This window comes from Armatimonadota bacterium, from assembly GCA_031081585.1.
Taxonomy (GTDB): Bacteria; Sysuimicrobiota; Sysuimicrobiia; order Sysuimicrobiales; family Humicultoraceae; genus Geohabitans; species Geohabitans tengchongensis.
Genome location: JAVHLY010000001.1, coordinates 69039 through 91468 on the forward strand (window position 1 = coordinate 69039; position 22430 = coordinate 91468).

The window sequence follows — 22430 nt, forward strand, 5'->3', positions numbered from 1 at the left end:
ACAAGGTGGCCCTGCGGCGCAAGCGCCTGGGGCTGTGGGAGCCGATCACCTGGGGAGCCTACGCGGAGGCGGTGCAGCTGGTGGGGCACGCCCTGCTGGCCCTGGGGGTGCAGCCGGGAGAGCGGGTCGGGGTGGTGGGGGAGAACCGGCCCGAGTGGCTGATGAGCGACCTGGGCATCCAGGCCGCCGGCGGGTGGACCGTGGGGATTTACACCACCAGCAGCCCCGAACAGGTGGCCTACATCCTCGACCACGCCGGGTGCCGCCTGTACATCGTCGAGGGCGAGGAGCAGCTCGACAAAGCCCTGGAGGTGCGCGGCAGGCTGCCGGCCCTCGAGCGCATCGTCGTCATGGACCCGGAGGGGTTGCGCGGCTTCCGCGACCCGCAGGTGCTGCTGTGGGAGGACTTCCTGGCGCTGGGGCGGGCGCACCGGCAGGCCCACCCCGACGCCCTGGATGCGCGCTGGAGCGGCATCGGCCCCGACGACGTGGCGGTGCTGATCTACACCTCGGGGACCACCGGGCCGCCCAAGGGGGCGATGCTCACCCACGGGAACATCCTGTGGACGCTCGAGGCCCTCGACCAGGCCCTGGACTTCCGCCCCACCGACGAGGTCCTCTCCTACCTACCGCTCTCCCACATCGCCGAGCGCCTCCTCTCCGTCTTCGGGCCGATCCGCATTGGCTACACCGTCAACTTCATCGAGAACGTCGACACGGTGCTGGAGAACCTGCGCGAGGTGGCCCCGACCATCCTCTTCGTCGTGCCGCGCATCCTGGAGAAGCTCCACTCCGCGGTGACGCTGCGGCTGCAGGAGGTCGATCCGGTCAAGCGCACCGCCTGCCGGCTGGCCATGGCGGTGGGCCGGCGCGCCGCACCGCCACGCTGGCGGGGGGGGCGGGCCGCGCTGCCGGTGGAGGCGCTGTACCGGCTCGCGGACCTGCTGGTGCTGGGGCCGCTGCGCCGCCGGCTGGGCCTCCACCGGGCGCGCTGGGTCCTCTGCGGCGCCGCGCCCGTCGCCCCCGACGTGCTGGCGGCGTTCTGGGCGCTGGGCGTGCCGGTGCGCCAGGTCTACGGCCAGACCGAGGGGAGCGGGCCGACCACGGTCCACCGCGACGGGGACATCCGCCTGGAGACGGTGGGGCGGCCGCTGCCGGGCGTGGAGGTGCGCCTGGCCCCCGACGGGGAGATCCTGGTGCGGGGCGGGAACGTCTTCCGCGGCTACTACCGCGACCCGGAGGCCACCGCGGCGGCGCTGCAGGACGGGTGGCTCTGCTCCGGCGACGTCGGGGTGCTCGACCCCGACGGCCACCTGCGCATCACCGACCGCAAGAAGGACCTGATCATCACCGCCGGCGGCAAGAACATCGCCCCGCAGGCCATCGAGAACCGGCTGAAGTTCTCCCCCTACATCCACGACGCGGTCGTCATCGGCGAGGGGCGCCGCTACCTGGTGGCGCTGGTCGTCATCGACGAGGAGAACGTCTCGCGCTGGGCGCAGGAACGCCGGCTGCCCTTCACCACCTACAGCGACCTGGCCGCGCACCCGGAGGTCCACCGCCTGGTGGCGCAGGAGGTGGAGGCGGTGAACCGCACGCTCTCCTCCCCCGAGCAGGTCAAGCGCTTCGCCATCTTGCCCAAACGGCTCTACGCTGAGGACGGCGATGTGACGCCCACGCTGAAGGTACGCCGCAAGGCGATCATGGAGAAGTACCGGGACCTGGTCGAGAGCCTCTACCGGTAGGGCACCCGTGCACCCGTTGGTCCGCCCCCTCGGGGTCTGCTTCCTGCTGGCGGCGCTCCTCGCCGCCCCGGGCCCGGCGTCCGTCACCGGCTTCGGGACCGCCGCCACCGCTCCCGCCCTCGGGGGATCCCGCGACACGCTCGTCATCGGGATGAACCAGGAGCCGGACCGCCTGGGCCGCTTCTCGGTGATGTCTGCGGCGCGGGTGGTGGAGGGGGCGCTCTTCGCCCATATCGCCCCCTACACGGAGCGGTGGGTGCGCCGCCCCGTGCTGGTGGAGGACTTCCCGACGCTGGCCAACGGCCGCTGGCAGGTGCGGCCCGACGGGCGGATGCGCCTGGTGTGGCGGGTCCGCCGCGGCTTCCGCTGGCACGACGGGCGCCCGGTGACCGCGCTGGACTTCCGGTTCACCTTCGCCATGGTGCGCCACCCGGCCACCCCGGGGGTGAGCCGGGCGGTACTCGGCAAGGTGGAGCACGTCTTCGTCCCCAATCCGGACGACCCCTACACGCTGGTGGTGCAGTGGCGGGAGCGCTACCCCTTCGCCGGCACGCTGCCCTTCGGGGAGCCCGTGGTCTTCCCCCGCCACCGCCTGGAGGCGGCCTTCCTGCGCTCGCCGGCGCGCCTGCCGCTCGACCCCTACTGGCGCGCGCCGCTCGGCAACGGCCCCTACCGGTTCGTGGAGTGGGTGCCCGGCAGCCACATCCTGCTCGAGGCGGTGCCCCACTTCCCCCTTGGCGCCCCCCGCATCCGCCGCCTCCTCTTCCGCTTCGTGCCGGACGCCACGGTGCTGCAGACGCTGGCCATCGCCGGTCAGGTGGACGCCACCGAGATCAGCGGCTTCGGGGTGGAGCAGGCTCTGGAGGTGCAGCGGCGGAGCTCGGGGGCGGTGGCCCTCTTCACGCCGTCGCTGCGCTGGGAGCGCATCCTCTTCAACCTGGACGACCCCTGGCTGGCCGACCGGCGGGTGCGCTGGGCCATCGCCCACGCCATCGACCGCGAGGGCATCGTGCGCACGCTCTTCCAGGGACGCTACCCGCTGGCCCACACCTGGCTCGCCCCCCGCCACCCGGCCAGCAACCCGCACGTGCGCCGCTACGCCTACGACCCGGCGCGGGCCCGGCAGCTGCTGGCGGAGGCGGGCTTCACCCCCGGACCCGACGGCGTGCTGCGCGACGCGGCGGGGCGGCGGGTGGAGCTGACCATCATGTCCACCGCCGGGGTGGCCGTGCGGGAACAGATCGAGGAGATCGTCCAGGACCAGCTACGCGCCGTGGGCATCGCCCTGCGCATCGACAACCGCCCCGCGTCGGTGCTGCTGGGGCAGATCACCGTGCGGCGGCAGTTCCCGCACCTGGCGCTCTACTCCACCCTCTTCAGCCTCGAGTCCACGGGGTTCGAGGGGTTCCACAGCAGCCAGATCCCCTCGCCGGCCAACAACTGGGAGGGCTTCAACGTCATGGGGTGGCGCCACCCCGAGAACGACCGCCTGCTGGAGGCCATCACCACCGAGCTGGACGAGCGGCGCCGCCACGAGCTGCTGCGGCGGCAGCAGGCCATCTTCGCCGAGGAGCTGCCGGCGCTCCCGCTGTACTTCGTGCCGGCGATCGTCACCGTGCCCCGCACGCTGCGCGGCGTGCGCCCCACCGGCCTCTTTGGCTCCTTCCTCACCTGGAACGCCTGGGAGTGGGCGTGGGCGGAGTGACGGCGTGAGCCGCGTGAGGGGCGCGGGCGCCGCGCGCTGCCGTTGCGGCGGTGTCGCGGCCCTCATCCCGGCGGCGATCCCGTGAGCGCGCCCCCCACCGGCCACATGCTCCGCGAGATCCGGGAGCAGCCCCAGGTGGCCGCGCGCCTGCTGACCGAGGGGAGGGGGGAGGTGGCGGCGCTGGCTCGCGTCCTGCGCCGCCGTCAGCCCCCGTTCGTCGTCTTCGCGGCGCGCGGCTCCTCGGACAACGCCGCCGTCTATGGCAAGTACCTGGTGGAGACCCTGCTGGGGGTGCCGGCGGCTCTGGCCGCGCCCTCGACCGTGACGCTGTACCGGCGGTCCCTGCGGTTGCGCGGGGCCCTCGTGGTCGGCCTCTCCCAGTCGGGGGCGTCTCCCGACGTCGTCGAGTTCGTGGCGGCGGCACGCCGGGCCGGGGCGCTCGCGGTGGCGGTGACGAACCGCCCGCGCTCGCCGCTCGCGGACGCGGCCGCCCACGTCCTGTGGCTGCGCGCCGGCGCGGAGCGCAGCGTGGCGGCCACCAAGACCTTCCTGGCGCAGCTCCTGGTGCTGGCGATGCTCGTGGGAGCCTGGGGGCGGGTGGGGACGCTGCGCCGAGGTCTGGCGCGGGTGCCGGGGGCGGTGGAGGAGGCGCTGGCGCTGGACGCCCCCGTGACCGCGCTGGCGCGGCGGTGGCGCGACGCCACCGGCTGTCTCGTCACCGGCCGCGGCTACGGCTATCCCGTGGCGCTGGAGACCGCCCTCAAGCTGAAGGAGGCCTGCTACCTGATGGCGGAGGCGCTGTCGGGCGCGGACCTGCTCCACGGCCCGATCGCGCTGGCGGCACCGGGCGTGCCGGTGCTGCTCGTGGCCCTGCGGGGACCGTCGCTGGCGGCGCAGCGCGCGGTGACGCGGCGGCTGGCCGCGCGCGGTGCCGAGGTCGCCCTGGTGACGGATGCGCGCCGCGCCGGCCCGCCTGCCGCCACGGTCCTCCCGCTCCCGCAGGACCTCCCCGAACCGCTGGCCGCCATCCCGGCAGCCGTCCCCGCCCAGCTGCTGGCGTGGCATTTGGCCGTCCAGCGCGGCATCGACCCCGACCGGCCCCGCGGGCTACGCAAGGTGACCCGCACCCGGTGACCCCGTGACCCCCGCGTCCCCATCCCGTCCGCTGCGCACGGCCGCCGGCCGCGTGCGCATCGCCGCCGGCCGCGTGGTGGCGCCGGACGGCGACCTCACGCCCGGCTGGGTGGAGGTGGCGGACGGCCGGATCGCCGTGGTGCAGGCGGGGTGGCCGGACGCGGCGGACGTGGCGCTGCCGCGCGGAGTCGTCCTGCCGGGGTTCGTCGACCTGCAGGTGAACGGCGCGGCCGGCGTGGACTTCCTCACGGTCGAAGACCCGGCCGCGCTGGACCCGGCGCTCCGCCACCTCGCCGCCACGGGGGTGACGGGCTTCCTCCCCACCCTCATCAGCGCGCCCCTGCCGGTGGTGCGCCGCGCGCTGGAGGTGCTCAGCGCGGCGCGTGCCGCGGACCGGCCGGGGCCGCGCATCCTGGGCGTGCACCTGGAAGGGCCCTTCCTCGACCCCGCCCACGCCGGCGCCCACGACGTCGCCTGGCTGCAGGCGCCGTCGGTGGAGCTGGCCGAGGCACTCCTGGATGGCTCCGGCGCGGCGGTGCGCCTGGTGACGCTCGCGCCGGAGCTGCCCGGCGCAGGCGCGGTGATCGCCGCGCTGCGGGCGCGGGGAGTCGTCGTGGCTGCCGGCCACACCGGCGCCGACTTCGCCGCCGCCCGCGCGGCCTTCGACGCGGGCGTGGCGATGGTCACGCACCTGTTCAACGCCATGCGCCCGTTCCACCACCGCGAGCCGGGGCTCGTCGGTGCCGCCCTCCTGGACGGTCGGGTGTGCGCCTCGCTCATCCTCGACGACGTCCACCTCCATCCGGCCGCGGCGGCGCTGGCGATGCGGCTGCTCGGGCCGGAGCGGGCGGTCCTGGTGACGGACGCGGTGGCGGCGGCGGGCGCGCCTCCGGGGACCTACCGGCTGGGGACGCGCGAGGTCGTGGCACAGGACGGTGCGGTGCGTCTGCCCGACGGCACGCTGGCCGGCAGCCTCCTGACCATGGACGCGGCGGTGCGGCGCGCCTTGGCGCTCGGGGCGACCTGCCGCGACGTGGCCCGCATGGCGGCGCTGACCCCTGCAGCGCTCCTGGGGGTCCCGGCCGGCCTCCGCCCCGGGAACCCCGCGGACCTGGTCGTGCTCGATGAGGGTGGGCAGGTGGAGCTGACCCTGGTGGGCGGGGCCGTCGTCTTCCAGGCTGGCCGGTCCTGACGCGAGAGCCGCCTGCCGTCACCCGGGCGCACGGGGAAGCCCTCGCGGCGGACGGTCCCGTCGGTGGACCAGGGCGGGCGGCGGGCGGCGGCGAAGTGTGCTTGTACCGAGAGTCGCGGAGGTGACCGCACATGCGACGACGTCTCGTCGCCGGGGTACTCGTGGGGGTGCTGCTCGCGGGGCTTGGCGTCGCGGCCGCGCAGGCCCAGCAGCCCGTCAGGCTGACTTTCTGGAGCTGGCGGGTGGAGGACAAGTGGGCCTACGACCGGATGATCCGGGTCTTCCAGCAGCGCAACCCCGGGATCACCGTCGAGTTCATCCCCTACAAGGCCACCGAGTACAACACCATCCTCTCGTCGGCACTGACCGCCGGGAAGGGGCCCGACATCATCCACCTGCGGGCCTACGGCGGGCTGGAGACCTTCGCCGCGCCCGGCTTCATCCTCCCGCTGGACACGACGAAGGTGCCGGAGCTACGGCGCTTCCCGCTGCAGACGCTGGCGGGCGCGCGCAGCCGCAAGGACGGGCAGATCTACGGGGTGCCCTTCGCCACGCAGACCCTGGTCATCTACTACAACAAGAAGATCTTCGCGCAGCACAACCTCTCGGTGCCGCGCAGCTGGGACGAGTTTCTGACGGTGCTGCGCACCCTCAAGGAGAAGGGCGTCCTGCCCCTGGCCAACGGCGGCAAGGAGGGGTGGACGCTCGAGGTGATGGCCGGCGTGCTCACCCCGAACTTCTACGGCGGCACGAGCTTCTACGAGGCGGTGATCCGCGGGCACACCACCTTCAAGGACCCGAAGTTCACCGGCGCGCTGGCGAAGCTGCTGGAGCTGCGCCCGTACATGGCGGACGGGTTCATGGGGATCGACTACGCCACCATGCAGCAGCTCTTCATCAACGAGCAGGCCGCTATGTTCATCGGCGGGTCGTGGGAGATCGGCTTCTTCAAGGCGCAGAACCGCAACCTCGACTTCGGCGTGTTCGCCGGCCCGCCGGAGAAGCCGGGGCAGGTGCCCTGGGTCTCCTCCTTCGCCGACGGGAACTACGGCATCAACGCCAAGACCCCGTACCCGGAGCAGGCGGTGAAGTTCATCCGCTTCACCGCCACGACCGAGTGGGGGCAGATGTTCACCGACCTGCTGGCCCAGCTCTCCGCCGTGCCGCGGGTCGTCGTGCGGGACCCCGTGCTGAAGCAGGTCCAGGCCCTCAACCGCAAGGCCACGCCCTACATCATGCTGGTCGGGTTCCGGTGGCAGACGCCGACGGGCTCCACCCTGCTGCAGAACGCCCTGCAGGCGATGCTGGCCGGCCGGATGACCCCTGTGCAGGTGGGGGAGGAGGTCACCCGCGGGCTGGCGAGCTGGTTTGAGCCCTTCCGCGGGCGGTAGGGGCTCCCGGGGGGAGGGTCCGAACCGGGCCCGCCCCCCGGTCGCCGACCGGAGGTCGCCGCAGGCCGCGACATGACCGTCGGTCGCACCGGGGAGGAGCAGCCCGGGGCCCTCGCCGTCAGGGGGCGCGACACCGCGCGCGGGGAGGTGGCCCGGGCCCGCCGCCGACGCCTCAGCCTGCGGGCGACGCGGCGGCTGTGGCTCGTGGTCTTCCTGGGACCGGCGACCGCGCTGTTTGCGCTCTTCGTCACCTACCCGATCCTCTCGGCGCTGGCCTACAGCCTCTTCGCCTGGGAGGGCATCGGCCGCCGCGAGTTCATCGGGCTGGGCAACTTCGTCCGGCTCGTCCAGACCTTCCCCTACCCGCGCCTGTTGGTGAACGCCTTCTGGCACAACGTCCTGGTCTTCGTCCTGACCATGGTCGTCCAGAACGGGACGGCCCTGGGGCTGGCCCTGCTGCTGGCGCGGGATCCCTGGGGGGCGCGGGTGTACCGGGTCATCTTCTTCCTCCCCGTGACCCTGTCGCTCGTCATCGTGGGCTTCCTGTGGCTGCTCTTCCTCAACCCCGTCTTTGGGGCGGTGAACAAGGTCCTGGCGCTGGCCGGGGTGGGCCACCTGGCCCGCCCCTGGCTGGGCGACCCGCACACGGCCCTGGTCACGCTCGTCCTGGTGAATGCCTGGCGCTGGCTGGGCTTCCCCACGCTGGTCTTCCTGGCGGCGATCCACGCCATCCCCGAGGAGTACCTGGAGGCGGCGCGCATCGACGGGGCCGGGGAGGGGGCGGCGGTGCGGCACGTCGTCCTGCCGCTGCTCGCCCCCGCGGTGACGATCATCGTGCTCCTGACCTTCCTTGGCGCCTTCAACTGGTTCGAGCTCCCCTACGTGATGCAGGGGGTCGCCGGCGCGCCCGACCGGGCCACCGACGTGCTGGGGCTGCTCTTCTACCGCACCGCCTTCGGCGAAGTGGACACCGGCCTGCAGGACATCGGCATCGGCTCGGCCATCGCGGTGCTGATGTTCGCGCTGTTGGGGTCGGTCTCGGCGGTGGCCGCCGTCCTGCTGCGACGGCGGGAGGTGGAGTACGCGTGAACGTGGCGGCCGCGGGCCTGCGCCGGAGGCGCCCGCGCGGCTGGGCGTGGGCCGGGCAGCTGGTGCTGACTGCCAACGCCCTGCTCGTCCTGGCGCCCATGGTCATCATGGTCCTCTCCGCCTTCAAGACCACGCGGGAGATCTTCCAGCACCCCTTCGGGCTGCCGCAGGCCTGGCGCCTGGAGAACTTCGCCCGGGTGTGGGTGGAGGCCCACTTCGCCCGGTACGTGCAGAACAGCCTGATCGTCACGGCGGCCGCGGTGCTGCTGATCCTCGTGCTGGGCGCCATGGCGGGCTACGCGCTCGGGCGGTTCCGCTTCGGCGGGAACGACCTCCTCTACCTGTACTTCCTCAGCGGGCTGATGCTGCCGCTGCGGCTGGGGGTGATCCCGCTCTTCCTGCTGATGCGCAACCTCCACCTCCTCGACACGCTGTGGGCCCTGATCCTCATCTACGCCGCCTCGGGGCTGCCGAGCGCCGTCTTCATCCTCACGGGGTTCTTCCGCACCCTGCCCCAGGACCTGGACAGCGCCGCGCGCATCGACGGCGCCGGGGAGTGGCGCATCTTCACCACCATCATGCTGCCGCTGGTGCGCCCGGCCCTGGTGATCGTGGCCATCTACAACATCATCCCGGTGTGGAACGACGTCTTCTTCCCGCTGGTCTTCATCCAGTCGGACGCGCGCAAGACGCTGCCGCTGGGGATGACCACCTTCTTCGGGCAGTACTTCACCGACTGGGCCACGCTCTTCGCCGGCCTCACCCTGGCCGCGCTCCCGGTGATCGCCACCTACGCGCTCCTCTCCGGGCAGTTCATCCGGGGCCTCACCGCCGGCGCCGTGAAGGGGTGAGGGCGCTCCACCCCGTCCTCGAGCGGGTGCGTGGCGGGCTGGTGGTCTCCTGCCAGGCCCGGCCGGGGCACCCGTTCCGCGACCCCGCGCGCATCCTGGCGATGGCCGAGGCGGCCGCCGCCGGCGGGGCCGCGGGCCTGCGCCTGGCCGGGGAGGAGGACATCCGCGTCGTGCGGGCAGCCCTCGACCTGCCCATCATCGGCCTGCGCAAGGTGACCTCCCCCGGCTCCCCTGTTTACATCACGCCCACCCTCGAGGACGCGCGCGCGGTCGTGGAAGCCGGAGCCGACCTGGTGGCGGTGGACGCCACCGCCCGGCCGCGTCCCGGCGGGGTGGAGGCGGCGGCGCTGATCGCCGCGGTGCGCGCGCAGCTGGGCCGCCCGGTCCTGGCGGACGTCTCCACGGTGGAGGAGGGTATCGCCGCAGCCGCCGCCGGGGCCGACGCGGTGGCCACGACGCTCGCGGGGTACACGGGGCCGGGGGCGCCGCCGGGGGAACCGGACCTGGCGCTGGTCGAGGTGCTGGTCGGGCGGGTCGAGGTGCCGGTGATCGCAGAAGGCCGCTATCGGACCCCGGAGGAGGTGGCGCGGGCGTTTCAGGCGGGAGCGTTCGCCGTCGTGGTGGGGCGGGCCATCACCGACCCCGTCCACCTCACGCGCCGGTTCGTCGCCGCCACGCCGCGCCGATAGGGAAACCCGATGGGCCGCATCCGGACGGGGAGCGTCCCCCTCTTCCTCGGGGTCGACGGCGGTGCCACCTCCACGAGCTGCGTCGTCGCCGACCTGCACGGCCGCGTGGTGGGTGTGGGCCAGGCCGGGCCGGTGGACCACCTCTACCGCCCCGCGGGGCGGCGGCAGACCCGCGAGGCGCTGCGCCAGGCGGTCGGGGAGGCGCTGCGGGGATCGGGAGCGCGCCGCATGCGCGCCGCCGTGGCCGGCCTGACGGGCTTGGAACCGGCCTCGCCGGAGTCGGCGCTGGCCACGAGACTCCTCAGCGAGGCGGCACGGGCACAGGGCGCGCAGGTGGAGGCGCTGCGGGTGACGTGGGACGTCGAGGTGGCGTTCGCCGGGGCCACGGTGGGACGCCCCGGGGTGATGGTGGTGGCGGGCACGGGCTCGGTGGCCTTCGGTCGCGACGCTGCCGGGCGGACGGCGCGCGCCGGCGGCTACGGGTTCCTGATCGACGACGCCGGCGGCGGCGTGGCCATCGGGCGGGCGGCGCTGGCCGCGGCGCTGCGCGCGCAGGACGGCCGCGGGCCGGCGACGCGCCTGGAGGAGGCGGTGGCGGCGCGGCTGGGCCCGTGGCCGGCCATCCGGCGGGCGGTGTACGGGGAGGAGGGGCGCAGGGTGCTGGCCTCGCTCGTCCCCCTGGTGGTGCAGGCGGCGCGGCGCGGGGACGTGCAGGCACAGGCCATCCTGGGGGAGGCGGGGCAGGCGCTCGCCACCCTGGCCCTGGCCGTCGTGCGCCGCCTGGACCTGCCGCGGGCCGACCTCTACCCGGTGGGCGGCGTCTTCGAGTCGGGCCCTCTTCTCCTCGCCCCGCTGCGCGCCGCCCTGGCCGAGGCCGGCGTGCCGGTGCGCCTGCGGCGGCCGGTCCTCCCGCCGGCGCTGGGAGCGGTGCTGCTGGCCATGGACCTGGCGGGCATGGCCCCGCCGCCGGCAACGGTGCGGCGGCTGCGCCGAGCCCGGATGGCCAAGCGCGCCCGCGCCGGCCCACCGTCCCGCGCCGACCTGTGGTCCCGCTGACGCAACGGCCTCCCGGCGAGCGCCAGCCGGACCGCCCCGCCGCCGAACGCCACCCTGACTGACCCGCCGGCGAGCGCCACCCGGATCGAGCCTCCTGCGCGGCGCAGGCGGCGGCGGGCCTCCTCCGCGTCCGTGCCGAGCCGCGCCATCACGATCGCCGTCTTCACCTCGCCGCCCGCCGCCGCCAGCAGGCGCGCAGCGGTGCGCGGCGGCACCCCGGCGGCCTGCGCCACGATCGCGCGGGCCCGTGCGCGCAGCTTGGCGTTCAGCGGCCGCACCCCCACCATCAGGTCGCCGTAGACGTGCCCCAGCCGCACCATCGTGGCCGTGCTCAGCATGTTCAGGACGAGCTTCTGCGCCGTGCCGGCCTTGAGGCGCGTCGAGCCGCGCACCGCCTCCTCGCCGGTCTGGGGCACGATGGCGATGTTGGCCGCGCGCACGAGCGGCGTGCGCGGGCGGGCCGCCAGCGCCACCGTCGTGGCCCCCCGACGGCGTGCCTCGGCCAGCGCGGCCACGGTGAAGGGGGTGGAGCCGCTGGCGGCGATGCCGACCACCACGTCGCGCCGTCCCACCCGCAGGCGCCGCATCTCCCGCCGCCCCAGCGCCGCGTCGTCCTCGAGCGGCGAGGTGGCCTCCACGGTGGCGCCGATGCCGCCGGCCACGACCGCCTGCACTGTCTCCGGGCGGACCCCGAAGGTGGGCGGGACCTCCAGGGCGTCCAGCAGGCCGATGCGCCCGCTGGTGCCGGCGCCCACGTAGATCAGCCGCCCGCCGCGTCGCAACGCCGCCACGGCGGCGCGCACCGCCCGCGCCACCTGCGGCAGGACGCGCTCCACGGCCGGCAGCACCCGGCGGTCCTCCTCGTGGAGGCGGCGCAGCAGGGCCGGCAGCGGCAGCGCGTCGAGGGGGACGGTCACGGAGCGGTCACGGCGGGTTGGGCGGGTAGATGGCCCCGAGCACGACGGGGTGGCGCGCGCCGGTGGCGCGCGGGATGTTGGTGGCCAGCCCCAGGAGGGCGTCGTGCCCGAGGATGGCGAAGGCCACCGCCTCCTTGGCGTCGTCGTCCACCCCGAACTCGGAGGCGCGCCGCACCGCCCGCGGGGCCAGCCGCCGGCGCAGCCGCTCCATCAAGGTGCGGTTGTGCACCCCGCCGCCGCTGACGATGACCTCGTGCACGTCGTGGCGCGGGAAGATGAACCGCTCGTAGTTCAGCACGATGGCCTCGGCGGTGAGCGCCGTCACCGTGGCCAGGGCGTCGTGGGGGGAGAGGTCCTTGCGCCGCGCCCGGGCCAGCACCGCCTCGGCGTAGGCACGCCCGTAGCGCTCCCGGCCGGTGCTCTTGGGGGGCGGGGCGATGATGTACTCGTCCCACAGCAGGTCGCCGAGCAGGGTCTCGTCCACGGTGCCCTGGGCGGCGGCCTGGCCGTCCGCGTCGAGGGCGCGCCCGAGCAGCATCTCCGCCAGCAGGTCGATGACCATGTTCCCCGGGCCGGTGTCGAAGGCGAGGACCTCTTCCGGCCCGGCTCCCGCCGGCAGCACCGTGGCGTTGGCGATGCCGCCGATGTTCTGGGCGATGCGCGTGCGCGTCCGGTCGGCGAAGAGGACGAAGTCCGCGTACGGCACGAGCGGGGCGCCCTGACCGCCGGCGGCCATGTCCCGGGCGCGGAAGTGGGCCACCGTGCACGTCCCCGTGCGCTCGGCGATGACCGCCGGCTCCCCGATCTGCAGCGTCGCCCCCGGCTGCCCGGGGCCGGGCGGGATGTGGTAGACCGTCTGCCCGTGCGAGGCGATGAGGTCCACCTCGCCCACGCGCGCCATCACCCCCAGCGCCGCCTCGGCGAAGACCTCCCCCACCGCCACGTTCAGCTCGCACACCTCGCGCGTCGAGCCCGCGGCGGTGAGGGCCAGCACCCGTTCCCGCACCTCCGGCGGGTAGGGGTAGGAGGCGGTGGCCAGCGTGGCCACCCACCGCGCCCGGTCCTTCCCCTCCACCCGCACCGCCGCGGCGTCCACCGCGTCGGCCGAGGTGCCGGAGATGAGCCCGATGACGGTGCGCGCCGGCTTGCGGGCGATGGCGTCCAGGACGCGGGCCAGCCGCATCAGCGCAGCGCCCCGTAGAGGGCGTCGTGGAAGGGGCCGCGGAAGGTCTCGATGGCCGGGTCGACGCGGGGGTGGACGCGGTTGGTCAGGAGGACGACGACGAGGGCGCGGTCCGGGTCGACGACGATGGAGGTGCCGGTGAAGCCGGTGTGGCCGAAGGCGCGTGGCGAGGCGCCCTCGCCCATGAAGGTCGTGCCCGTGCGGGTGCGCCACCCGAGGCCGCACCCGCTGCCCAGTGCGGCCCCGGTATGGTCGCGCACCGCCTCGGCAACGGTGGATGGAGCGAGCAGCCGCCGTCCCGCCAGCACGCCCCCGTCGAGCATGGCCTGTCCCAGGCGCGCCACCTCCTCGGCCGGTCCGAAGAGCCCGGCGTGCCCGGCCACACCGCCGAAGGCGTAGTGGGCATTGCCGTCGTGGACCTCCCCCACGATGACCTCCCTACGCCACGGGAAGCCCGGCCCCTCCTCCCCCGCCTGCGCCTCTTCGTAGCCATTGCCCAGCTCGGTCGCCGCACAGGTCCGCCGCCACGACGGCGGCGGGCGGAAGCGCGTCCGCCGCCACCCCAGCACCGGGGCCACGTGCGCGGCCAGGTAGCGGTCGAGCGGCAGGCCGCTGGCCAGCCGCACCAGTTCGCCCAGCAGGATGAACCCCAGGTCGCTGTACTCGAAGCGCGTCCCCGGCGGCGCCGCCGGCGGTGTGGCGCAGATCTGGGCGACCGCCGCCTCCGCTGTGGCGGCGCGCAGGTAGAGGCGGATCCACGCCGGCAGCCCGGAGGTGTGGGTGAGCAGGTGGCGCACCGTGACCGCCCCCTTGCCGGCCTGCGCGAAGGCGGGCAGCCAGGCCGCCACGGGACGGTCGATGTCCAGCGCCCCGCGCTCCCACAGCTGCAGCACCGCCGTGGCGGTGACGGGCTTGGTGAGCGAGGCCAGGTCGAAGAGGGTCCCGGCGGTCATGGGCCGCCGGTGGGGGACGACCTGCGCCCAGCCGAAGGCTCGGTGGTGGACCACCCGCCCGTCCTGGCGCACGTGCAGGACCGCCCCCGGGAAGACGCCGCGCGCGATGGCCTCCGCGAGCAGGGCCTCCACCGGGGTCAGGCGTCCGTCGCGCCGCGCCGTCACGCCGCCGTCCAGGTGGGGCGCAGGCGCGGGTCGAGGAGCTCCTGCAGCGCGTCGCCGAGCAGGTTGATCCCCAGCACGGCCACGACGATGGCCAGCCCCGGGCCCAGCGTCGGCCAGGGGCTCACCTCCAGGTAATTGCGCCCCTCGCTGACCATCAGCCCCAGCGACGGATACGGCGGCTGGGTGCCCAGGCCGAGGAAGCTCAGCGCCGACTCGAAGAGGATGGCCGTGGCCAGGTTGATGGTGGCCTGCACCAGGACCGGCGTGGCGGCGTTGGGCATGACGTGGCGGGTGACGATGCGCGACGGGCGCTGCCCCAGCGCCCGCGCCGCCTCCACGTAGGCCTGCGCCGTCACCACCAGGGTGGGGCCGCGGGCGATGCGGGCGAAGATGGGGACGTAGACCAGGCCGATGGCCAGCACGGTGGTGGCGATCCCCGGGCCCAGGATCACCACGATGGTGATGGCCAGCAGCAGCACGGGGAAGGCGAAGGCCACGTCCATCACCCGCATGATGACGGTGTCGACGGCTCCGCCGACGAAGCCGGCGACCACCCCGAGGGTGCCGCCCAGCGCCAGGGCGAAGGCCACGGCCAGCGCCGCCACCGCCAGCGAGGTGCGGTAGCCCCACAGGATGCGGCTGAGCAGGTCGCGGCCGTAGAAGTCGGTGCCGAGCAGGTAGGGGCGGCCGGGCGGCGCGAAGCGCGCCTCCGGGTGCATCTCGGTCACCGGGAAGGGGGCGAGCACGGGCGCGAGCAGCGCCGCGGCGAGGACCGCCAGGAGCAGCGCCGCCCCCGTGGCGGCTTTCGGGGCGCGGCGGACCAGGCGCAGGGGGCCGGCGGACGGCCGGACGGCCCTCAGGGCGGGGCGGGAGGCGGCGCCCTCAGCCATGCCCTCAGCCATAGCGGATGCGCGGGTCGAGCAGGACGTAGGCCAGGTCCACCGCCAGGTTGATCAGGACGAAGAGGCCGGTGACCAGCAGCACCACCGCCTGCAGCACCGGGTAGTCCCGCTGCACGATGGCCAGCAGCCCCAGCCGCCCCAACCCCGGGATGGCGAAGACCTGCTCCACCACGATCGACCCCCCCACCAGGTAGCCGGCCACGATCCCGATGAGGGTCACCACGGGGATGAGGGCGTTCGGCAGCATGTGCCGGCGCACCACCGCCACCTCCCCCAGCCCCTTGGCCCGGGCCACGGTGACGTACTCCTCCCCGCGCACCCCCACCAGGGACGCCCGCACCATGCGGGCGATGGCCGCCGCGTTGGGCACGGCCAGCGTGAGCGCCGGGAGGAAGAAGCCCCAGAGGTTGCCCAGCGGGTCGCGCCACAGCGGCGGGTAGGCCAGCACGGGGAACCAGCGCAGGTGGACGCTGAAGGTGAGGATGAGCACCGCCCCCACCCAGAAGGCCGGCAGGGAGAGGCCGAGCAGCGTGAAGGTCTGCATCGCCGCGTCGGCCAGGCGGGAGCGCGTGGTGCCGGCGGCGACCCCCAGCGGCAGGGCCAGGGCCACGGCCAGCCCCAGCCCGTAGGCGGCCAGCTCCAGCGTGTAGGGGAGGGCCTCCCCCACCAGGTCGGCGATGGGACGGCCGGTGCGCACCGAGGTGCCCAGGTCCCCGCGCAGCAGCCGTCCCATCCACCGCAGGTACTGGACCGGGACCGGCCGGTCGAGTCCCAGGTCGCGGCGCACGCGGGCCAGCTGCTCGGGATCGGTGGACTCGAAGCCCAGCAGCACCTGCGCCGGGTCCCCGGGGATGAGGTGCATCAACCCGAAGACCAGCATGGAGATGACCAGCAGGACGGGGAGGAGCAGGAGGAGGCGCTGGGCCAGGTAGCGTTGCATGGGACGCGCGCGGGCCCCGGTCCACGGACCGCGACCGCGACCCGCGCGGGCCTACCGGCTCGCCGTCACCCAGCTCTCCGCCAGCGGGGCCATCGAGCGCGTGGAGGTGAGGACGAACCCCTGCAGCTGCGTGCGCATGACCGCGAAGAGGTCGGCGTAGGCGATGAAGAGGAAGGGCACCTGGTCGGCGATGCGCTGCTGGGCCTGGACGTAGAGCTGGACGCGGCGCCTGGGGTCCGGGGTGGCGCGCGCCTGGTCCAGGAGCTGGTCCAGCGTCGGGTCCTTGAACTTGAAGACGTTCGTGCTGCCGGTGGAGTGGAGGTGGCGGTACAGGTGGATGTCGGGGTCGGTGGCCCCGCCGTTGAGCGAGACGAAGGTGTCGAACTGGCTGCCCCGCCAGCGCGCCAGGAAGGTGGCGAAGTCCACCTGCTCCAGCTCCACGGTGACCCCCGCCTGGGCCCACTGCTCCTTGAGCACCTGGGCGATCTGCACCGCCTCCGGCACGGTGGGGATGGGCATCATGCGCAGCGCCAGGCGCGGCTGCCCGGCCTGGGCCAGCAGCTGGCGGGCCCGCCCCACGTCAGGGCGGTAGTGGGGGAGGCGTCCCGGCGGCAGCGGGGCCCACTCCTCCAGCGTGGGCGGCAGCGGCCCGCCCACCGCCGCCCGTCCCGAGTAGACCAGCTCGACGACCTTCTGCCGGTCGGTGGCCAGGCTGAGGGCCTGGCGCACGCGCACGTCGGCCAGCGGCCCTCGCTCCACCTGCAGCCCCACCAGGCTGTAGGAGAGGTCGGGGGTGGAGACCACCCGCAGCCCCGCCACGTCGCGCAGGGTGCGCGCCGCGGTCACGTCCACCCCGAAGCCGATGATCATCTCCACCTCGCCGGCGCGCACCGCCGCCCGCAGGGTGGCCGGGTCGGGGATGACGCGGAAGACGACGGCGTCGGCGTAGGGCAGGCGCGTCCCCTCGGCGTCCTTGCGCCAGTAGCGCTCGTGGCGCACCAGGCGCACGCCGGTGGCGGCGAACTCGGCCAGCTGGTACGGGCCGCTGCCCAGCGTGCGCGTCTGCGGGGTGCCCACCTTCTCCTCGAAGTTCACCGGCACGATGCCGGAGCGGCGGTTGTCCGCCAGCACGGAGAGCAGCGGGGCGAAGGGCTGCGCCAGCGTGATGCGCACGACGAAGGGGCTCACCACGGTGACCTCGCGCACCGGCCCCAGGAAGCTGGCCTGCGGCGAGCGGGTGGCCGGGTTGAGGATGCGCTCGATGGTGTACTTCACGTCGCTGGCGTCCACCGCGCTGCCGTCGTGGAACGTGGCGTCGCGGCGCAGGGTGAAGGTGTACTCGAGCCCGTTGGGCGAGACGCTCCACGACTGGGCCAGGTTGGGCTCGAGGGCCAGCGTGCGCGGGTTGAGCCGCAGCAGCGACTCGTAGACCAGGTCCAGCACCTGGAACGAGGAGAAGGCCGTGGCCACGTGCGGGTCGAGGTTGAGGATCTCCTGGGTGATCCCCACCCGGATCGTCCCGCCGCGTCGCTCCGCCTGCGCCCGGGCCTCGCCAAGCGCGAGCGCAGCGACAACGCCGAGCGTGACCGTCACCACCAGTGCCTTCCTCACCACTACCACCCTCCAGCCACCTCCCCGACGAACCATCCGAGTGCTTCATTCGCCTCGGAGGCCCTTCTCCCCTGGAGCCCGGCAGGAGAGCTCCACGGGCGGTTCGAATGGTGCTGTCGGCGTCGCGCCCGGCCCGAGCTGCCGGTGGACGCCGGAGGGTCCGTGATGGTCGTCCCCGCCCGCCTCGCCGCGATGGTGCTCGCCTCCCTGGTCCTCATCGCCCTGGTCTCTGCCCCCACCACGGCGGCGCCCCCGGTCCCCGACACGGTGGTGATCGGGGTGGCGCAGGAGCCCGACGCCCTGCTCTTCTCCGCCATGCAGGTCTCGGGGGAGATCCAGGACGTCCTCTACGCCTACATGGTCCGCTACAACGACAAGGGCCAGACCTTCCCGCAACTGGTGGAGAAGCTGCCGACCATCCGCGACGGCGACTGGCAGATCCTCCCCGGCAAGAAGATGCGGGTGACCTACCGCTTCAAGCGCGGCTACACCTGGCACGACGGCCGGCCGGTCACCGCGCTGGACGCCTCGTGGACCTACCTGATGCTGCGCAACCCGCGCAGCCCCACCCTCAGCCGCTTCGAGCTGCGCAAGATCGACCACATGCTCGTTCCCAACCCCAACGACCCCTACACCCTGGTGGTGCAGTGGAACGAGGCCTACCCCTTTGCCAACCTGGGCCACCAGATCCTGCCCAAGCACGTGCTGGAGGCGGAGTACCTGCGCGACCCCTCCCGCCTGAAGGCGCACCGCCAGGCGCACGAGCCGGTGGGCAACGGCCCCTACCGCTTCGTCGAGTGGGTGCGGGGCAGCCACATGACGCTGGAGGCCTACGACCGGTTCCCGGAGGGGCGGCCGCGCATCAAGCGGTTGGTCTTCCGCTTCATCCTCGACAGCACCGTCCTGCAGGCCAACGTCATCGCGGGGCAGATCGACGTCACGGCCACGACCAACAACTTCTCCCTGGACCAGATGGTGGAGATCGAGCGGCGCAACCCCCAGATCGCCGCCCACTACACCCAGGGGCTGATCTGGGAGCGGCTGAACCTCAACCTGGACGACGAGTTCCTGCGGGACAAGCGGGTGCGCCAGGCGCTGGCCCACGGCATCAACCGGGAGGAGATCACCGCGCGCCTCTTCCAGGGCAAGCAGCCGGTGGCCCACACCTGGCTCCCGCCGGCCCACCCGGCCCACCACCCCAACGTGCGCAAGTACGCCTACGACCCGGCGCGGGCCCGCCAGCTCCTGCAGGAGGCCGGCTTCACCCCCGGCCCCGACGGCATCATGCGCTCGCCGGCGGGGAAGCGGCTGGAGCTGACCATCATCTCCACCGCCGGCAATGCGGTGCGCGAGCAGGTCGAGCAGATCATGCAGGCGCAGCTGCGCCAGGTGGGAATCGACCTGCGCATCAACAACGTCCCGGCCTCGGTGCTCATCGGGCAGATCATCCGCCGGCGCACCTACCAGATCACCATGTACGCCAACTTCTTCGGCCCCACCACGCTGGGCTCGTTCTTCCACTCCAGCCAGATCCCCAGCGAGGCCAACAACTTCGAGGGGGGCAACCACATGGGGTGGCGGAACGCCGAGAACGACCGCCTGCTCGACCAGATCGCCGAGGAGCTGGACGAGGCGCGGCGCATCCAGCTCCTGCGGCGGCAGCAGGAGCTGGTGGCGGAGGATCTGCCCGTGATCCCGCTGTACTTCCGCCTCTACCTGACCACGGCCAAGAAGGCGCTGCGCAACGTCAAGCCCGGGGGCTTCTCCGGCATCACCTGGAACGCGCCGGAGTGGGGGTGGGCGCAGTAGGGGCGGCCGGGGCGCGCCGGCCCGCCCCGCGGCGGGGCGTCAGGACCAGCGGCGACGCAGGCGGTAGCGGCGGTAGCCCTTGACCGAGGGCTCGCGGGTGACGCCGAGGTAGAGCTCCTGCACGTTCGGGTCCTCGCGCAGGCGCGCTGCCGGCCCGTCGAGCACGACGCGCCCGCCCTCCAGCACGTAGGCCCATTCGGCCAGCTCGAGGGCCAGCCGCGCGTTCTGCTCCACCAGCAGCAGGGCCGTCCCGGCGGCGTGCACCTCGCGCAGCGCCCGGAAGATCTCCGCCACCACCAGCGGGGCCAGGCCCAGCGACGGTTCGTCCAGCATGAGCAGCCGCGGGCGGCCGAGCAGCGCCCGGGCGATGGCCAGCATCTGCTGCTCGCCCCCCGAGAGCGTCCCGGCGGGCTGGCGGCGCCGTTCCGCCAGGACGGGGAAGAGGTGCTCCACCCAGGCGCGGTCACGGGCCACCGCCGCGTCGCGCCGCCGGAAGGCGCCCAGCCGCAGGTTCTCCTCCACGGTGAGGTCGGGGAAGATGCCGCGGCCCTCCGGCACGTAGCCCACCCCGAGGGCCGCCACGTCCTCGGGCTCCCACCCGTTCACGCGCCGGCCGGCCACCACCACGCTCCCCTTCGCCGGCTGCCCCGGCAGGTAGCCCATGACGGTGCGCAGCAGCGTGCTCTTGCCGGCGCCGTTGCTCCCCAGCAGCGCCACGATCTGCCCGGCGTGGACGGTGAGGGAGACGCCGTGCAGGACGGTGAGGCGGCCGTAGTAGGTGGTCTCGACATTGTGCACCTGCAGCAGCGGCGGGGCCTGCCGCGCCCGGAGGGCTGCGCCGCCCGGTTCCGGGCCCGCCATCCCGCTCACCGCGCCGAGGCCGCCGCCGGCGAGGCCCCCAGGTAGGCGCGGATGACCTCGGGGTGGCGCTGGACCTCCTCGGGCGTCCCCTCGGCGATGCGCACGCCGTGGTCGAGGACCGTGACGCGCTCCGAGACCTCCATCACCAGGCGCAGGTCGTGCTCGACCAGCACCACGGCCACCCCCCAGGCCTCCTGCACGTCCTTGATGCGGAAGACCAGCTCGGCCTTCTCCTCCGCCGTCATCCCGGCGGAGGGCTCGTCCAGCAGGAGCAGCACCGGTTCCAGGGCCAGCGCCCGGGCCAGCTCCACGAGGCGCTGCTGTCCGATGGGCAGGTCGCCCACTCGGCGGTGGCGCACCGCCTGCAGGTCGAGGAGGTCGAGGATCTCCTCGACGCGGCGGCGGTGGCGCACCTCCTCGCGCCGCCACCCCGGCGTGGCGCAGGCCGCCGCCAGCAGGGGGGTGCGGATGTGCAGGTGGCGTCCCAGCAGGACGTTGTCCAGGACCGTGGCGTGGCGGAAGAGCTCGAGGTTCTGGAAGGTGCGGGCCACCCCCAGGCGCGCCACCTCGTCGGGGCGCCGGCCGACCAGGGAGACGCCGCGCAGGCGGATGGTGCCGCGGTCGGGCCGGTAGAGGCCGCAGACGCAGTTGAAGAGGGTGGTCTTCCCGGCGCCGTTGGGCCCGATGAGGGAGACGAGCGCGCGCGGGGCGACCGTGAGGTCCACCCCCGCCAGCGCCTGGACGCCGCCGAAGGCGAGGGCCAGGTCGCGGATCTCCAGCAGCGGTGGCTCGCCGCTCACGGCCGCCGCCTCACCGACCCCGACCGATCCCGCCGCCGACCCCGCCGGGCCGTGCCGGTCAGTACTGCACCGGGTAGCTGATCCAGTCCGTCACCTTCACGTACTGCCGGTTGGTGGCCCGGACGATGTAGAGGCGTGTGATCCCCTGGCGCCGCTCCGGCCCGAAGGTCACCCCGCGGATGACCTCGCCGTCCCAGTTGCGCAGGCGCTCCAGCTCCGTCACCACGCGGTCCTTGGTCACCTCGCGGCCGGCCCGGCGGAGCCCCTCCAGCAGGGGTTCGATGAACGAGACTCCGGCCAGCACGTTGTAGGGGTTCTGGCGCACCAGCTCCGGGGCGGCGCGCCCCAGCCGCTCCAGCAGGGCGTCCACCCGGGCGTCGCCGTGCCCCGGGAGGGGGAAGTAGGCCGTCGAGTAGACGTCGTTCCAGGCGTCCCCGGCCAGCTGGAACATGATCGGGTCGCCCAGGGTGAAGGTGGCCAGCAGCTGCGGCCGGAAGCCCAGCCGGGCCATCTCCCGGACGATCAGCGCGCCGTGGCGGGGCGTGGCCGCCAGGAAGACGGCGTCCGCCCCCGACTCGCGCAGCCGCACCGCCTGGGCGCTCACGTCGGCGTCCGTCACCTCGTAGGAGGTCTGGCCCACCACCCGGACGCGGGCGGTGGTGGAGGCGCGCTTGACCCCCAGCAGGAGCTGCTGTCCGTACAGGTCGTTCTGGTAGAAGACGGCGATGCGCCGCACGTTCAGGCGCTGCGCGGCGAACTCGGTGAGGATGCGCGCCTCGTGCACGTAGGAGGGGTAGGTGACGAAGAGGTACTTGCGCCCGCGGAACCCCGCCCAGATGTCGCTGGTGGTGGGGGTGATCCACAACGTCTGGCTCTCCACCACGTAGTCGCGGGCGGCGAAGGCGTTGGCCGTGCCGATCATCCCCACGATGGCAAAGACCCCCACCCGCTCCACCAGCTCCCGCACGTTCGCCACGGCCCGCGGCGGCAGGTAGGCGTCGTCCCGCAGCACCAGGGTGATGCGGCGGCCGTTGATCCCGCCCTGGGCGTTGAGCAGCGCGAGGTAGACTTCCATACCGCGCCCCACCCCGATCCCCCAGTAGGCCGCGGGGCCGGACAGCGGCACCGTCGACCCGAGCAGGATCTCGGTGGGGGTGACGCCGCGTTCCTGCGCCTGGCCCGGAGCCCCCAGGAGCAGCAGGGTGACGACGAGGAGCCCGAGCGCCCCTGTCCTCAGATCTCGCATGACCGGATCCCTCCCCGATGGAGCTGTCCGCCCTCCCCGTCGGCCGGGGTGCAGTCCCTGTTCGTCATCCTCCCCCATGCCCCCTCGGCCTGGCGGCATTCGGTTCCGGAACCTGACCCCCTATACTATGGTGGCAATGTCACTTCATTGACACACTCTCCCCGGTTCCCGGCAGGGGGCGTCAGGTGTTC

The 22430-nt window shown here is 74.0% G+C and carries 18 protein-coding genes and 1 pseudogene; 10 read left to right on the forward strand and 9 right to left on the reverse strand.

Features of this window, described 5'->3' with window-relative positions; all coding sequences use genetic code 11:
* The 9 genes from RB146_00320 to RB146_00360 form a co-directional block, all read left to right on the forward strand.
* A partial coding sequence (locus tag RB146_00320; GenBank protein MDQ7827425.1) for an AMP-binding protein occupies positions 1 to 1745 on the forward strand: 1745 nt, incomplete at its 5' end.
* Between the two features lie 7 nt (positions 1746 to 1752).
* The gene (locus tag RB146_00325) at positions 1753 to 3450 is read left to right on the forward strand and encodes a peptide ABC transporter substrate-binding protein (protein MDQ7827426.1); all 1698 of its coding nucleotides are present in this window, start codon (positions 1753 to 1755) and stop codon (positions 3448 to 3450) included.
* Between the two features lie 81 nt (positions 3451 to 3531).
* Positions 3532 to 4584, forward strand: coding sequence for an SIS domain-containing protein (locus RB146_00330; GenBank protein MDQ7827427.1), 1053 nt, complete (start codon positions 3532 to 3534; stop codon positions 4582 to 4584).
* A 4-nt stretch (positions 4585 to 4588) separates the two neighbouring features.
* Complete coding sequence (gene nagA, locus RB146_00335; protein ID MDQ7827428.1) at positions 4589 to 5776, forward strand: N-acetylglucosamine-6-phosphate deacetylase; 1188 nt, start codon at positions 4589 to 4591, stop codon at positions 5774 to 5776.
* A gap of 131 nt (positions 5777 to 5907) precedes the next feature.
* A complete protein-coding gene (locus tag RB146_00340) occupies positions 5908 to 7167 on the forward strand; it encodes an extracellular solute-binding protein (GenBank protein MDQ7827429.1) in 1260 nt (419 codons plus the stop codon).
* Between the two features lie 72 nt (positions 7168 to 7239).
* The gene (locus RB146_00345; GenBank protein ID MDQ7827430.1) at positions 7240 to 8256 is read left to right on the forward strand and encodes a sugar ABC transporter permease; all 1017 of its coding nucleotides are present in this window, start codon (positions 7240 to 7242) and stop codon (positions 8254 to 8256) included.
* The gene (locus RB146_00350) at positions 8253 to 9107 is read left to right on the forward strand and encodes a carbohydrate ABC transporter permease (protein ID MDQ7827431.1); all 855 of its coding nucleotides are present in this window, start codon (positions 8253 to 8255) and stop codon (positions 9105 to 9107) included. The genes RB146_00345 and RB146_00350 overlap by 4 nt, the downstream gene beginning before the upstream one ends.
* Positions 9104 to 9796, forward strand: a complete 693-nt coding sequence (locus RB146_00355) for a putative N-acetylmannosamine-6-phosphate 2-epimerase (protein MDQ7827432.1) — start codon at positions 9104 to 9106, stop codon at positions 9794 to 9796. Before RB146_00350 ends, RB146_00355 begins: the two co-directional genes overlap by 4 nt.
* 9 nt (positions 9797 to 9805) lie before the next feature.
* A complete protein-coding gene (locus RB146_00360) occupies positions 9806 to 10852 on the forward strand; it encodes a BadF/BadG/BcrA/BcrD ATPase family protein (protein MDQ7827433.1) in 1047 nt (348 codons plus the stop codon).
* Between the two features lie 62 nt (positions 10853 to 10914).
* On the opposite strand, the pseudogene murQ reads toward RB146_00360, so the two are convergent.
* The 6 genes and pseudogenes from murQ to RB146_00390 all read right to left on the reverse strand — a co-directional run bounded on the left by murQ (position 10915) and on the right by RB146_00390 (position 17523).
* A pseudogene (murQ, locus tag RB146_00365) lies at positions 10915 to 11769 on the reverse strand (N-acetylmuramic acid 6-phosphate etherase).
* A 7-nt stretch (positions 11770 to 11776) separates the two neighbouring features.
* Positions 11777 to 12952 (reverse strand): anhydro-N-acetylmuramic acid kinase, encoded by a 1176-nt coding sequence (locus tag RB146_00370; protein MDQ7827434.1) that lies wholly within the window; start codon positions 12950 to 12952, stop codon positions 11777 to 11779.
* Entirely contained in the window at positions 12952 to 14070 is a 1119-nt protein-coding gene (locus tag RB146_00375; GenBank protein MDQ7827435.1) for a serine hydrolase domain-containing protein, read from the reverse strand. Before RB146_00375 ends, RB146_00370 begins: the two co-directional genes overlap by 1 nt.
* Entirely contained in the window at positions 14067 to 14960 is an 894-nt protein-coding gene (locus RB146_00380) for an ABC transporter permease (GenBank protein MDQ7827436.1), read from the reverse strand. The genes RB146_00375 and RB146_00380 overlap by 4 nt, the downstream gene beginning before the upstream one ends.
* Positions 14961 to 14964: 4 nt before the next feature.
* A complete protein-coding gene (locus RB146_00385; protein ID MDQ7827437.1) occupies positions 14965 to 15912 on the reverse strand; it encodes an ABC transporter permease in 948 nt (315 codons plus the stop codon).
* A 51-nt stretch (positions 15913 to 15963) separates the two neighbouring features.
* Positions 15964 to 17523, reverse strand: coding sequence for an ABC transporter substrate-binding protein (locus tag RB146_00390; protein MDQ7827438.1), 1560 nt, complete (start codon positions 17521 to 17523; stop codon positions 15964 to 15966).
* A 165-nt stretch (positions 17524 to 17688) separates the two neighbouring features.
* On the opposite strand from RB146_00390, the gene RB146_00395 reads away from it, so the two are divergent.
* Entirely contained in the window at positions 17689 to 19332 is a 1644-nt protein-coding gene (locus RB146_00395) for a peptide ABC transporter substrate-binding protein (protein MDQ7827439.1), read from the forward strand.
* Positions 19333 to 19371: 39 nt separating this feature from the next.
* On the opposite strand, the gene RB146_00400 is transcribed toward RB146_00395, so the two are convergent.
* From RB146_00400 to RB146_00410, 3 genes are read right to left on the reverse strand one after another with little or no spacing between them, the layout of a single operon-like run.
* Positions 19372 to 20193 (reverse strand): ABC transporter ATP-binding protein, encoded by an 822-nt coding sequence (locus RB146_00400; protein MDQ7827440.1) that lies wholly within the window; start codon positions 20191 to 20193, stop codon positions 19372 to 19374.
* Positions 20194 to 20198: 5 nt separating this feature from the next.
* Complete coding sequence (locus RB146_00405; protein MDQ7827441.1) at positions 20199 to 20993, reverse strand: ABC transporter ATP-binding protein; 795 nt, start codon at positions 20991 to 20993, stop codon at positions 20199 to 20201.
* Between the two features lie 58 nt (positions 20994 to 21051).
* Entirely contained in the window at positions 21052 to 22239 is a 1188-nt protein-coding gene (locus RB146_00410; protein ID MDQ7827442.1) for an ABC transporter substrate-binding protein, read from the reverse strand.
* Positions 22240 to 22430: the final 191 nt, after the last annotated feature.